Origin of the sequence: Gimesia sp., assembly GCF_048260065.1 — a bacterium.
GTDB lineage: Bacteria > Planctomycetota > Planctomycetia > Planctomycetales > Planctomycetaceae > Gimesia.
The window spans coordinates 332,422-347,140 of sequence record NZ_JBLXHC010000003.1 but is presented as its reverse complement, the minus strand read 5'-3'; the positions used below and the strand labels follow the sequence as shown (position 1 = coordinate 347,140).

The 14,719-nt window shown below is 50.3% G+C and carries 10 protein-coding genes; all 10 read left to right on the top strand.

Annotation, left to right across the window (positions count from 1 at the left end):
• Positions 1-47: 47 nt before the first annotated feature.
• Positions 48-2,801 carry a translation initiation factor IF-2 gene (gene infB / locus ACN0YN_RS07480; RefSeq protein WP_417384380.1) on the top strand — a complete coding sequence of 918 codons (2,754 nt, stop codon included), beginning with the start codon at positions 48-50 and terminating at the stop codon, positions 2,799-2,801.
• A gap of 40 nt (positions 2,802-2,841) precedes the next feature.
• Positions 2,842-3,261: a 30S ribosome-binding factor RbfA gene (gene rbfA, locus ACN0YN_RS07475; protein WP_417384379.1), complete on the top strand. Its 420-nt coding sequence runs from the start codon at positions 2,842-2,844 to the stop codon at positions 3,259-3,261.
• 78 nt (positions 3,262-3,339) lie between these two features.
• The gene (locus tag ACN0YN_RS07470; protein WP_417384378.1) at positions 3,340-4,269 is read left to right on the top strand and encodes a hypothetical protein; all 930 of its coding nucleotides are present in this window, start codon (positions 3,340-3,342) and stop codon (positions 4,267-4,269) included.
• A gap of 246 nt (positions 4,270-4,515) precedes the next feature.
• Entirely contained in the window at positions 4,516-6,789 is a 2,274-nt protein-coding gene (locus ACN0YN_RS07465; protein ID WP_417384377.1) for a tetratricopeptide repeat protein, read from the top strand.
• 108 nt (positions 6,790-6,897) lie between these two features.
• Positions 6,898-7,650 (top strand): YebC/PmpR family DNA-binding transcriptional regulator, encoded by a 753-nt coding sequence (locus ACN0YN_RS07460; RefSeq protein ID WP_417384376.1) that lies wholly within the window; start codon positions 6,898-6,900, stop codon positions 7,648-7,650.
• Positions 7,651-7,680: 30 nt separating this feature from the next.
• On the top strand, positions 7,681-8,808 hold the full coding sequence (locus ACN0YN_RS07455; RefSeq protein ID WP_417384375.1) for a hypothetical protein: 1,128 nt from the start codon (positions 7,681-7,683) through the stop codon (positions 8,806-8,808).
• 341 nt (positions 8,809-9,149) lie between these two features.
• On the top strand, positions 9,150-10,220 hold the full coding sequence (gene ruvB, locus ACN0YN_RS07450; RefSeq protein WP_417384558.1) for a Holliday junction branch migration DNA helicase RuvB: 1,071 nt from the start codon (positions 9,150-9,152) through the stop codon (positions 10,218-10,220).
• A gap of 39 nt (positions 10,221-10,259) precedes the next feature.
• Positions 10,260-12,092 (top strand): tRNA uridine-5-carboxymethylaminomethyl(34) synthesis enzyme MnmG, encoded by a 1,833-nt coding sequence (mnmG, locus tag ACN0YN_RS07445; RefSeq protein WP_417384374.1) that lies wholly within the window; start codon positions 10,260-10,262, stop codon positions 12,090-12,092.
• 554 nt (positions 12,093-12,646) lie between these two features.
• Entirely contained in the window at positions 12,647-13,231 is a 585-nt protein-coding gene (locus ACN0YN_RS07440) for a response regulator (RefSeq protein WP_002649167.1), read from the top strand.
• A gap of 83 nt (positions 13,232-13,314) precedes the next feature.
• Positions 13,315-14,565 (top strand): two-component system sensor histidine kinase NtrB, encoded by a 1,251-nt coding sequence (locus ACN0YN_RS07435; protein ID WP_417384373.1) that lies wholly within the window; start codon positions 13,315-13,317, stop codon positions 14,563-14,565.
• The last annotated feature ends 154 nt before the right edge of the window (positions 14,566-14,719 follow it).

Genomic DNA, 14,719 nt, shown 5'->3' with positions numbered 1-14,719 from the left:
AAGGGCTGTTGAAGATTCGTATTTTTGCTCTTGCAAAAGAGTTGGGAATGGACAGCAAAGTGCTGATCGATGAATGTAACAAAGCGGGAGTGAATTTGAAAAACTCCGCTTTGGCCAGCATTACGCCCGACGAACGTGACATCGTTATTGCATATCTGGAACAGAAGGGGAAACCTGCTGCCAGTTCCGAGGAGTCACCCGCCCAGGAGACGCTGACGCCTCAACGGGAACAGCCGAAGATGCGTAATATCAAGACGATGACCTCCCGTCCGCAGCCCTCCCGTTCCTCCACGCAGAAGTCTTCCGGTGCCTCTGATGAAGGTTCCTACTCCGATGAAGGTTCCTCTGGAGTGGTTGTAGAACAGGATGAGGCGGAATCTGTTTCAGAAGACGAGATTTCTACCGGTCAGGATGATGAGTCGACTGAAGACACTGCGGAAGTGACTGAAGGGCGATCGGCGGCACTCAAGCGTCGATCAGAGGAAACCATCGAAGAGACTGGAAAGCCAGATACTGAGCAGGCGCTGACCCGGGATGATTATGTTCCCGCAGGAGGTGCCTCCGGTTCCAATATTCGTGAAATGAAGCCGATTGGATCGACCCGCTCAGGTAAGCCTCAGCCCAAGCCGAAGCCGAAGTCTGCTTTGCCGAACGTGGCAGCTCCTCCTGCTTATAAGCAGCCGGTGATTCCAAAGCCCAAGAAAAAAGAAGAAAAGGCTCAAAAGCCGGAAGTACGTTTGACGGCTGATATCCTGGAACAGAAAAGCCCGCTTGCCGCTCATCTCGCTCAGCATACAGAGCAGAAGAAAAAGGACAAGGATCGCGAACCTCAGGATGATGATATGAAAACCCGTCGTGGTAGCCTGAGTCTGGTCGAGGCGCGTAAACAGCGTCGCGAGCAGCGTAAGGAAGGCCGCCGGGGATTCTCAGGAGAGGGGAACGAGCAACAGGAAGTCGTTGGCCGTCGTCCTCGACGTTCCAAGCGGAAACATGATTCAGGCAATATTGTCCACAAGACCGAGGCTGAAGTGGATGTACCGATGACAGTGCGGAGTCTCTCCGAAGCGATGGGACGTCCCGCGAAAGCTATTATGTCTATCATGTTCAAAGAATTTGGTGAGATGGTTACGATTAACCAGATCATCGAAGAAGATATCGCTCTGGCAGTCGCGATGGAACTGGGAGTTGACTTAACCTTCAAGCGTCAACGAGGCGCTCTGGAATCGGTCAACGAAATTATCGAGCAGGAAGACGCACCGGAAGATCTGGTGACCCGTCCGCCGATTATTACGGTTCTGGGACACGTCGACCATGGTAAAACAACACTGGTTGATACGCTGAGGAACTCCAAAGTCAAAGTGGTTGAAGGTGAAGCGGGCGGCATTACGCAGCATATCGCCGCCTATCAGATCGAGTATAACGGCCACAAACTGACGTTTGTTGACACACCCGGTCACGCCGCTTTCAGCGAAATGCGATCTCGGGGAGCCAATGTCACTGACATGGTGGTACTGGTCGTTGCCGCAGACGACGGAGTGATGCCTCAGACAGCTGAAAGTATCAGTCATGTGAAAGCATCCGGTGTTCCGATGGTTGTGGCACTGAATAAAATTGATTTGCCAGACATCAACGAACAGAAAGTTCTGCAGGAACTGGCAGCACAAAACGTGCTTCCTTCAGAGTGGGGTGGTGAAACCGATGTGGTCCGCATCTCAGCCTTAAAGGAAATGGGGCTCGATAACCTGCTGGAAACTCTGCTGCTGACAGCCGAACTGCATGAACTGAAAGCAAATCCCAATCGGCCTGCCGTGGGAGCCTGTCTGGAAGGTTTCCGGGATGAAGGTCGTGGTTCGGTTGCCTGGCTGATTGTCCAGAAAGGAACGCTGCGGATTGGTGATGCCGTGCTTTGCGGTAAATCCTACGGTTATATTCGTGCCATGTACGATGATATGGATCAGCAGATTGAGGAAGCACCTCCTTCCATGCCGGTTAAGGTGACCGGTCTGGATTCTGTTCCTGGTGCAGGCGATCATTTCGTGGTTGTGGAAACCATCGATCAGGCAAGAGAGCTCGCAGAAGAGCGACGTCATGAAGGTCGTGCCGATACGCTGGCCCGACACAGTGGCGGGCCGCGGACCCTGGAAGATATTCTGGGATCAGCGATCGAAGGCGCCATTCAGGATCTGCCTCTGATTCTGAAAGCAGATACGCCGGGCTCTCTCGAAGCCATTCGCAGTGAAATCAATAAATTTGAACATCCCGAAGTCCGAGTCAAAATCCTGCACGAGGGAATTGGCGGGGTCAATGAAAGTGATGTTTATCTGGCGAGTGCCTCGAATGCGATTATCATCGCGTTCCATGTGGTTGCAGAAGACCGGGCCCTTAATCTGGCTACGCAGGAAGACGTTGAGATTCGACGTTACAGTATCATTTACGAAGTGGTAGATGATATTCGGGCATCACTGGAAGGGATGTTGCGTCCCGAACTGGTTCAGGAGCAGACTGGGCGTGCTCTGGTTCTGCAGACATTCTCCATCAGCCGATTTGGAAAAATTGCCGGTTGTCGCGTGCTGAACGGCACAATCAATCGCAATGACCGCGTGCATCTGATTCGGGATCAGAAGATTCTGAATCAGTATCCAATCGCCTCCTTGAAACGTGAAAAGGATGATGTCAAGGAAGTACGCGAAGGCATGGAGTGTGGTATTCTGCTCTCCGGATTCAATGATATCAAAGAAGGAGACCTGCTGGAGGCATTCCGGATTAACGAGGTGAAACGAACTCTCGATTCCAGTTCGTAATAACTGGGTCGATTCAAACAGGAATGCTGGTGGAAACTGAATGGCATCACGTCGATTAGAAAAAATCGCTCAGGCGATATTAGAAACAGTAAGTACAACGATTCTGCTGCATATACGCGATCCCCGGGTCCGAAATGTAACAGTCCTGCATGTTGATGTGGCACCTGATGTGCAGTCAGCCAAGATTTATATATCGATCATGGGAGACGAAAAGACAAAAGCACTTTGTATGCACGGTCTGGAATCTGCGAAAGGATTTCTGCAGTCCAAAATCGCAGATCGGATTCAGACCAAATATACTCCCGTGATCAAGTTTGTGCTGGATACTGCCGTGAAAGATTCGATGGATACGATTCGTATTCTGGAAGAGTTGCAGGTCGAGAGAGAAGCGGAAGAGTTAGCGGAAAAATCTTCTTCGGAAGAAGAACGGGGCACTGGCGAAGAGACGCCTCAGGAATAGCGGTCAGTGCATTCGTCTACGAAAAGAACGGTTTTCTTACTTTCCAATTGATACATCTCAAATATTGTACAGACAGATATGGTTGCAAAAAAAATTTCCACATCGGATAAACAGGCTGTTTGCAAGAAGCTGATTGCGTCACTTAAAAAACGCTACTCAGCCACGTTACCGAAGTACGATCGTCCCGTGCTCGAAACCATTCTGCATGCGATCTGCCTGGAAAATACGACAAACGAAACAGCAGACAAAGTCTTTGACGCTCTGCTGGATGGCTTTCATGATCTGAATGAAATTCGTGTCAGTACGATTTCGGAACTGGAAGCGGTGTTTGATGATGTGGATGATGCTGAGTGGCGTGCTTACCGTATCCGGACCGTATTACAGTATGTGTTCGATAAAGAGTTCTGTTTCGATCTGGAGCTGTTGCGCAAGAAGACGCTCGAGCAGGCACAGAAGCAACTGTCCCGCATGAAAACGTTAACGCCTTTTGTGTTGAACCATACACTGCAGGTCGTGCTGGGAAGCCACCTGGTACCGGCGGATGAAAAAATTCTGAATGCCAGTAAGTGGCTGGGGCTGCTGCCGGAAGAAGAGTCTATCGAAACGGCAAGTGACACATTGAAGTCCAGCGTACGGAAAACAGATGCGCCCCTGTTCAGCCATCTGTTGCGTTGTCTGGCGACCGACGAAGAGCTGGCTGCCGACTTCAATCTGGCCAAGAATCCGCTTCCCGAAGAGGGGGTCGATCTGATGGAGGCCCCTGCTCGCATGGAAGCGATGTTTGCGAATCCGCTTTCCAGGCAGAAGAAAAAAGTAGTGAAAAAGAAGAAAGCGAAAGCTTCTTCAAAAACGAAAACGGCGGCGACCAAAGTCAAAAAGAAGGTCCCCGCGAAAACGAAAACGGCCAAGAAAACCGTTAAAAAAACGGCGGGCAAAACCCCTGCTGCAAAACGCACTGCCACTACGAAAAAAGTGCCGAAAAAGAAATCTTCTTCTACCAAAAAATAAGCTGGCAGTGTTCTCTTCAGATGATTCATGCTGACGGATTTATCTGATGTAGAGATCTTCTTCTCTGTTTTGATGCCACTTCTTCTGTATCCCCAAGCGAAAATAACGGATTCCTGCAAAACCAGCCTTGGAGAAGGTGGTGAAGACGCGTTACAATAAACGTGCCCGGCAGGAAGTTGCGCACCTGCAACTGCCGGTTTCTGCTTGAGTATAGAGAATCTCTATTTCTAATAATGGAGTTGAATAATGAGTCGATTTCCCCGGACGCCAATCTTAAAGTCCTGTCTGTTTCTATTGTCAGCAGCAATGGTGCTGACTCCAGGACAGGATATTCTGTCAGCGAAAATGCCGGGGAAGAAGGAGAGCGAGAAAGATGCTCAGAAGCAGAAAGCGCCCAAGGTATTTTCCCTGGAAGAAGGGATTGCCGATGACGTGGTGCTGCCTTTCGTACCTGCAAAGCCGCGCACTCCTGTAGATCAGAAAGAAATTGATTCCGCTGCCTGGTATATGACCGGGCGGATGCGTGAGGCGCGGAATGATTTCATCGGAGCCTACGATGCCTATAAAAAGGCCATGGAATATAATCCCAATTCGATTGAGATTTACCGGGTTCTGATCAGGCTGGCATCCGGTCTGGATAAAACGGAAGAAGCAATTGAATATGCTCAGAAAGCCGTCGAACTGGATCCCGAAGATTATGAACTGATGCGAAAGCTGGGACTGCATATGGCAGGCCAGGGACGTTTTGAAGAAGCAGTTACCTTTCTGAAAAAGGCTTCAGATTCCCCTTCAATTGATAAGAAGTCGGGGGTCTATGTCATCATCCAGCACGATCAGGCAAACCTGTATGAGCGGCTGGGGAAAAAAGAAGAAGCCGCTCAGTGTTGGGAAGTCGTATTTCGTGCCCTCACCAAACCGGACGAATTTACATTCGAGTACAATACACGTTCACAGCTGGAAGCCAAACAGGGCAAGTTGTATGAACGCATTGGTCAGTCCTTTCTGGAAACAGATCGCCTCAAACTGGCAGTAGAGGCTTTTAATAAGGCGGCTGAATCGCAGAAGGGGCGTCCCGGAATCCTGAAGTATCATCTGGCACAGGTTTATTACCAGTCCAAACAGTATCAGCAGGCTCTGGATTCACTGCAGTCATATTTCGATGAGCAACTGCAGTCGAAGGGACGCAGGGCCTATGAGTTTTTAAACGAAATCCTCACAGCTTTAAACCGCTCTGACGATGTGATTCCCCAACTGGAAAAACTCGCAGAAAAAGATCGCTTCAACCGGACCCTGCACTACTACCTGGCAGAGCAGTATGGTGAAAAAGGTCGTTTTGAGGATGCAGAGAAAACCTATCTTGAATCCGTTGGAGAGTCTTCCGATACAGAAGGCCTGGCAGGACTGTTATCGCTGTATCAGAAAAATCAAAAATATGCCAGTCTGATTGAGACGCTGTCGAAGATCGTTCAGACCGGGGATGGCGTTCAGCGGATCCAGTCCAATCTGGAAAAGATGTCTAAGGATCCGGAACTGGTAAAAGGTCTGATTGCAGAAGCGGAGAAGCTGAAGAAAGAGGATCCACCCGGAGTGGATGTGTTTTCTGCCTTCATGATTGCAAAACTCGCTTCCGAAGCCGATCAGAAACAGGCGGCTGCTGAGTTTTATCAGTTTGCCATGGATGCCGCTTCCAAACATGAAAAACCACAGATTCGCGGGAACTGGACGCTGCTGATTCTTCAGGAATACAGCCAGCTGTTACGCGAAGAAGACAAGTACGGCGAACTGGCCGTTCTGCTGCAGAAAGCGGTTGAGAACCCGTTACTGGCACCTCAGCGGATCAATCTGTTGTATTTCCTGGCAGACGCCCGCGAGCGAAACGGTGAGACGGAAGCTGCCATCAAAGTCAACGAAGAAGCACGGCAGGCGGCTCCTAAGTTCCCGCTGCTGGATTACCAGCACGCCTGGATTTACTATCACAGCCACGACTGGGATAAAGCCATTGTGCAGTTACAGAATTTCATCAAGAAATATCCGGAACAGAAAGAGCGTGTCTATCAGGTGAAGATGATGCTCTCCAATACCTTCGTGCAAAATGGGGAGATTGGAAAAGGGGAAGCCGTCCTGGAGGAGATGCTGGCGGATGATCCTGAGAACCCCTCCATCAATAACGATCTGGGGTATCTATACGCTGATCAGGGGAAAAATCTTGAAAAAGCGGAAAAGATGATTCGAATCGCGCTGAAGTCCGAACCAGACAATATGGCTTATCTTGACAGTATGGGCTGGGTGTTATTCAAGCTGGAACGTTTTCAGGAAGCGGCTGGATATCTTGAGAAAGCCAGCAAGCTGCCGGGGGGCGGAGACAGTACGATTCTGGATCACCTGGCAGACTGTTATCATAAACTCAATAAAACCAAAGAAGCGAATGAACTCTGGAAAAAAGCACTGGAAGAAGCTCAGCAGTCCTCTCCCCCAGACACGAAAATGATTGATCAGCTTCAGAAAAAACTGGACCAGTAATCGATTTCCTTCCCTCTCTGTTTATTGTAATATAAGGCCCGGTATTTTTTTTCTGCGTCCTTCGTTCGCAGTGAATTCACGCATACTTAGAGCTGAGTACAGTTACAAATGGCAGGTCATTCTCATTGGGCAAATATCGCCGCCAAGAAAGGTGTGGTCGATAAGAAACGGGGTAAACTCTTTGGCAAGTTGAGTCGTGCGATTATCGTAGCGGCACAACATGGCGGGGGAGACCCGGTCATGAATCTCGCGCTGCGGTATGCGATCGACAAAGCCCGCAAAGCGAGTATGCCGAAAGAAAACATCGACCGGGCTGTCAAAAAAGGCTGTGGTGAATTATCAGGCGAAAATTTTGAAGAACTGGTCTACGAAGGTTATGGTTCGGCTGGTGTGGCTGTCCTGTGTGACATTCTGACAGAAAATCGAAATCGAACAGCCGGCGAAGTGCGCAAGATCTTTGAAGTGCATGGCGGAAATCTGGGCAGCACGGGCTGTGTCGCCTGGATGTTCGAGCGCAAAGGCCTGTTCCTGATCCCCTCTGATGCGATTGAGGAAGATGAACTGTTCGAAGTCGCTCTGGAAGTCGGCGCAGATGACGTCACTGCGAACGGCGATGTGTTTGAAGTGACCTGCAGCATAGATGCATTTCAGCAGGTTTCTGAAGAATTTGAGAAGCGAAACATACCGACGAATCTGGCCGAGTTGTCGCGAATTCCGGATACAACCGTTGATCTGGGAGTAGAAGATGGTAAAAAAGTATTGAAACTGATGGAAGCGCTGGAAGACCATGATGATGTGCAAAGCGTAACCGCGAATTTCAATATCCCGGATGACATCATGGCAGAGGTTATCGCCGAATAAAAATGAGCAGACAGGACAGGGGATCCCACTTTGACGATTGAATTCAGTTGTTCGCATTGTAATAAAGTCCTGAAAACCTCTGATGACAAAGCCGGCCGCCGGGCGAAATGCCCGCAGTGTGGTGAACCAATTCTGGTCCCTGCAATCGATTCTTCCATTCCAACCGATGACGGTTTTGATGGTTTTGATCGAAGTGATAGTGAGACGTCGGTTCCAGAAGAACAGAGCTTTCTGGCGGAACAGCCTGTGCGCGAAGAAGACAGCTTTCTGTCAGAACGGCCTGTACGGGAAGAAGACAGTTTTCTGGCTGGGAAGCAGATCGATTGTCCCATGTGTGGAGAATCGATCCCCGCAGGTTCCAAGCGCTGTCAACACTGTGGCGAAACGCTGCAGAAAGGGGAGTGGGTACCCCGCGAGATTAAAGTCGGCGATGTCTTTTCGCGCACCTGGGAACTCTATAAGGCAAACCTGGGGTCACTCATTGGGATCCATATCATCGCATATGTGCTCTATGTTGTGGGAGCAATGGCGATCTTCATGGCACTGGGAGCCGTTGGCTTTGCGGTCGTATTGATGCTGGCACGGGTTGATCCGACGCTGATGTTTGTCGGTATGGTTGTGCTCTATATCCTCGGGTTATTTCTGATCCTGTGTTTTGTGTCTTACCTGATACTGGGGTTGTTAAATTTTTTATTGCAACTGGTGAGAAATGAGTATCCAGGGATGGGAGAAATCTTCAGTGGAGGTCCTTTTGTAGGCAGGATGATACTCTGCAGCATCGTGTTTACTCTCGCTTATTTTGCTGGTGTGATCTGCCTGATTATTCCCGGTCTGATTGTCTTCTTTATGTTCTTCCCATACCCCTACCTGCTGATCGATCGTAATTTACCTGGGATTGACTCTTTCACGGAATCCAGAAAAATTACCGATGGAAATAAAATGACCATGTTCCTGATCTATCTGATCATGACCGGGATTACGATGGTTCCCTATGGAATAACAGTGGCCGCTGTGAAGAGTATGCAACTGCCGGCCGGGCAGGTGTCGCCATTGGGGCTTCTGATTTTGATGGGCTTCATGGGCTTGCTGTATCTGCTGCTCATTCCGTTTTCCATGCTGCTGGGGACAGTGAGTTACGCGGAAATGACTTATCAATAAGCTCTACTCGGCAGGTCAGAATGTGGCTGGTATAAGATCTGCATATTCTGGACAATCAGGCATGAGACCTGAAGTTACGTTGCATTTCCCCTCCTGTTCTTTTGGTTCAATGGGCGGCAGATTAAATCCGGATTCAGAGCGGTGAGCGGCTCCGGGGGTTTTACGTCAGGGCGGCTGATTTGCTATGATACCAGCCGTTAAACGAGGCAGAGTCGCTTCTTGCAGTGTACAAAACCACTGCTGAGGATGATGGTGGCGTCTACCGGGCATATCAGTTCAAGTTTTGTGCCTGGAATGAAGCGATAGCACAATGGAATGCATATCAGAGTCTGGATGAGAGCATGGTACGAGAGCCTGTCATTAGGGGAGATGATGAACCGGAAGATGATCTTTCTGGTGGTGGAAGCGGCTGGGATTCCAGCTTTCTGGCTGACGATGGTGAATACGATGACGCCTTACGCCCTCAGCGTCTGAGTGAAGTGGTGGGGCAGCGGGCCGTTGTGGAACGTCTGGAGGTTTTTCTGGATGCAACCCGGAAACGCAACGAACCACTGGGCCATCTCCTGCTGGATGGCCCACCGGGTTTAGGTAAAACGACTCTGGCTTCGGTGCTGCCTCGGGAACTGGGGACCGAGTTGCAGATAACTTCGGGGCCCTCTTTAAGTGCGCCGAAAGACCTGCTCCCGTTCCTGACCAATGCCAGCCACGGTTCGTTTCTGTTCATCGATGAAATTCATCGAATGCCGGCGACGGTCGAAGAGTTTATCTATCCTGCAATGGAAGATTTCCGGGTAGATATTACCCTGGGTGAAGGGCTGAATGCCCGGACCGTCAACATGAAGCTACAGAAATTTACAGTGATTGGCGCAACCACGCGGAGCGGGATGTTGACGGCTCCTTTGCGGGACCGTTTTGTCCGCCGCGAACATCTGGACTTTTATGAAGATCAGGAGCTAGTGGAAATTGTTCGCAGGAATGCCCGCAAGCTGCGAACGCCGATTACGGATGATGCCGCATTTGAGATCGCCCGTCGCAGCAGAGGGACACCACGGAAAGCGAATAACCTGTTACGCTGGGCACGTGACTTTGCCACGAGTAAAGCAGATGGTAAGATTACCAACGAAGTGGTGAAGCGCGCCTTCGAAATGCTGGAAATTGATCAGCTGGGGCTGGAACGTCAGGATCGACGTTATCTGGAGGCGTTAGTGAAAACGTTTTCGGGCGGTCCTGCCGGCGTACAGGCGCTGGGGCACACCCTGAATATCCCGGCGGATACCCTGGAAGACGAAGTGGAGCCGTTCCTGTTGCGGTGCGGATTTATCCAGCGTTCCCCCCGAGGTCGTATTGTCACCATGGCCGCCATGGAGCATTTAAACCTGAACCCTCCCGGGGGCGGCAGTCTCTTCCGATAGAGATCTGAATTACACAAACTAATATCACAAAGTAGAACCATGAGTCAGTCCGTTTCGTATGATTATGATGTCGTTGTTGTTGGTGCAGGCCATGCCGGCTGTGAAGCTGCTCTGGCATCAGCGCGTCTTGGTGCAAAGACGGCACTGCTAACCATGAACTGCGATACCGTCGGGCAGATGAGCTGCAATCCGGCAATTGGCGGAGTGGCGAAAGGGCAGATCGTCCGTGAAATTGACGCCCTGGGTGGTGAGATGGGCCGCGTGATTGATGAGACGGGAATTCAGTTCCGGATGCTCAATCTTTCCAAAGGTCCCGCCATGCACAGCCCCCGGGCACAGGCGGACAAAAAAGCGTATCAGTTCTGCATGAAGTGGAAGGTGGAGCAGCAGGACAACCTGGCGCTGCGGCAGGAAATCGTGAAAAGTCTGATCGTGGAAAACGATCAGGTTTGCGGAGTGCAGGTGCACGGCGATGCGACCTATCGGGCCCGCGCGGTGATCCTGACAACGGGCACATTCCTGCAGGCAATCATGCATACGGGAGAAGCCAAGACCAAAGGAGGCCGCGCAGGGGAGGGAACGACAGGAACCCTGTCCGACAGCCTGGCACAACTGGGTTTTGAACTGCAGCGATTTAAAACGGGAACACCCGCGCGACTGAATGGACGCACGATTGATTTTTCCGTACTGGAAGAACAACCCGGGGATGAACGTCCCCAGCCATTTTCCTACATGACTGAAAAGCTGACTCAACAGCAGATGCCCTGTTATCTGACGGAAACCAACGAGCACGTCCATCGGCTGATTAATGAGAATCTGCATCGGGCTCCCATGTATTCCGGGCAGATCAACTCCACCGGCCCGCGCTATTGTCCTTCGATCGAGGATAAAGTGGTACGCTTTTCCGAACGTAATTCCCATCAGATTTTTCTGGAACCGGAAGGGCGTTATACGAACGAGTATTACTGCAACGGAATTTCAACCAGCCTGCCGCGCGATGTGCAGGATGAGATGATTCATTCCATCCGCGGTCTGGAAAATACGGAAATCATGCGGTATGGCTACGCGGTGGAATATGATTTCGCGACTCCGACACAGTTGAAACCTACGCTGGAAACCAAGCTGGTTGCCGGGCTCTATTTTGCGGGGCAGTTGAACGGTACCACAGGTTATGAAGAAGCAGCCGGTCAGGGATTGCTGGCAGGATTAAATGCCGCATTAAAGATTGCAGGGAAAGAGGATCTGATTCTGGATCGTAACGAAGCTTACCTGGGGGTACTCATCGATGACCTGGTAACAAAAGGCGTGGATGAGCCTTACCGGATGTTTACATCACGGGCCGAGTTTCGTTTACTGCTCCGGCAGGATAATGCGGATCGGCGGATGACCCCCATTGGTCGTCGTGTCGGTTCGGTCAATCAGGAACGCTGGGATCAGTATCAGGCATACGAAGCAGAAATCTCTCAGATTATGGAGTTCATTCGCGGCCACCGACATCAGGGGCAGACGCTGGAAGAATGGCTGCGACGTCAGGATACCGGCTGGGAAGAGATCTGCGGATTTAAACCTGAATTGAAAGCGATCCCACTCTCTGATCGCGCCATTCAGCAGGCACTGATCGAAGTTCAGTATGCAGGCTACATCAAACGTCAGACCGCTGAAATTGAGAAGCAGAAGAATGTGGAAACGCTGCACATTCCGGATCATATCGACTACCAGCTGGTTCCGAATCTGCGAAATGAAGCCAAGGAAAAACTAAGCCGCGTCAAGCCACGAAATATCGGGCAGGCGGGGAGAATCAGCGGAGTCACTCCCGCTGACCTGACAGTTTTAGTGCTTTATTTAAATAGTTCCAGCCGGCTGGCGACCTGAAAAAACCACTCTAAGGTCGTCAAATTTCCTAACTCATTGCTACACTGGAGGTTTTTGCACCTCTTTTGTGTCTGTTCGCATCTTGGAAATTGCTTTTTCGGCTAATTTCTGCCGGTTTCTAATGCGTGTAAGTGTAGGATCAGTCGGCGTTTATTTCAATAATTCAGTCAAGATGGCGAATGCGTGTTGACCATATCGTCAGAATAGATACAATCGGAGTTATTGATAATACTGGTAAAGTCAAGCGGTATTGAAAGTTTTGGCGTTTGTATCTATGTGGGATACTTAAAGCGTCTGGAAAATCAGTAGCGTTTGGCAAGTGAACGGGCCACAGAACTGCACCTTGGAGGATGCGGTTTTTTATCGCTTTACCTCATTTTCAGGTAAATAGGTAAGAGGCTGATTATGGAGATTTCAGTTTCATGCAGCGGTGTTGATGATCGGGTCATCACTACCTCTGCGCAGGGGCTCGGTTATTGCATGTTGTAATAGCCTTACAGCGCTTGGTCTTTCCCGCAGCTTAGAGGCGGGTCTTCAAAGGATGGATGAGCAATATGAAAACGGTCTTTACCACGGGCGAAGCCGCAAAGATTTGCAAAGTGAGTCAACAAACGATTATTCGCTGTTTCGATTCAGGCCAATTAAAGGGATTTCGGGTACCCGGCTCTCGCTTTCGTAGAATTCCGCGCGATGTGTTGTTTAAGTTTATGAAAGACAACGGAATTCCGACTGATGCCCTGGAAAGTGGAAAGCGTAAAGCTTTAATCGTGGATGACGATGAAGAGTTGGTAGAGTTGATCCGCGACGTTCTGGAAGCGGATTCCCGCTTCGAAATTCGCGTAGCTAATAACGGCTTTGACGCCGGAATGATGGTCAAAGAATATCATCCGGACATTATCATTCTGGATGTAATGCTGCCCGACATCAATGGTAAGGAAGTCTGCCAGCGAGTTCGCAGTGATTCTTCCATGGACGATGTTAAAATTATCTGCATCAGTGGTATGGTTGAAGCAGACAAGATTGACGATCTGAAAGCAGCCGGTGCAAATGACTTTATGCAGAAGCCATTTGAAGTAGAGCAGCTGGCGGATCGCGTCTGTACGCTTCTGAATCTGGAATCCGTTCACACAGCCGGCTGATTTCAGAGTCAGGTGAATTATCAGTGACATGACGATCGGATTGCGCTTCCGATCGTCGTGGATGCTGCTCAATGGAGCGTCAGATGGCGAGCGAAACCGGTGGAGTGAGCCTTGGCCTGCCGGATGTGTTTTACCGACGCCTGTTTTCATTGATCCCGGTTGAATCTCTGGATTCCGTCCTGGGAGAGCTGGCAGCAGTCTGGTGTGAAGCCACCGCTGCCAAAGCCGCTTATCTGATTCTGTTCGATCAGGAATCCCTGAAATTAACCGCCGGAATATTTCGTCGTTCCCAGGCGGATGCAGACTGCTTCACGCAGGCCTCCATTCAGATTGATCCAGGTCGTTCTCTTGCTGAGCAGGCTCGTTCGATTGCAGAGCAGGGTCGACCCTTTCAGTTGATCTCCAGCAGCCCCGTTCATTTTTTTCCCATTCCCTGTAAGCAGACAGCTCTGGCGGGAGTGTTTCTGTTTTCGACTCAAGATTCAGAAAGCATTATGACTCTCTGCTCTGAATTAACAGATATCAGCCGTCGGCTTTTCGCTTTGGCTTTGCAAACAGGGAATTCACAAGGCTCTCAACACGAGGAGTGCCATTCCTGCAATACTGAGGTAACAAAGGAGTCGATTGCCAGGCAGCGTGTTTTACTGAATACCGATAAGCTGGAAGCGATGGCGGAATTTGCTGCTGGTGCCGGGCATGAAATTAATAATCCTGTTGCCACGATTGCCGGGCGCGTGCAGATGCTGTTGAAACAGGAGACCGATCCGGAGCGCAGGCAGTCACTGGCGACGATTGGCGGACAGGCATATCGAATCAGGGATATGATTGGTGATGCGATGCTGTTTGGCAGGCCACCTGCGCCACACCCTGCCGCAGTCAATCTTTCCAAAGTGGTGGATGACGTTCAACAGAGTCTGAGTGAGGTCATTCACTCATCAGGTATTCTGTTGACAGTGGAACTCCCGGGAACGACCTGTCTCTGGGCGGATGAAACACAGTTGAAAGTTGTGATCAGTAATCTGATTTTGAACTGTCTGAATGTGCTCGAAGCGGGAGGACAGATTTGTATTTCGGCAGAAGAAACCACTGTCGATACAATTCCGATGCTGCATCTACAGGTCAGAGACAATGGGCCGGGGCTGTCAGAACAGGAACAGGAGCATCTGTTTGATCCCTTCTTTTCAGCCAGACAGGCGGGGCGTGGACTTGGTTTTGGACTTTCCAAATGCTGGCGTATCGTAGATCTGCATGGAGGGCAGATTGAGGCTGAGACCAGTCCGGGACGCGGCGTGACGTTTCATCTCTTCTGGCCACTGAATCCGTCGGAGGATTAACTGGTGACAGGATTTGTGAAAGTGTCCGCTTTCTGAAATCATCGCTTGCAGATCAGACTGGGATCGGTTTCAATATACCGAGCAGGACGTTCACTGGATGGCGTGATGGAAGGCTTTTGTAATCCGCCAAACCAAATCTTTTTTGATTTAGCAG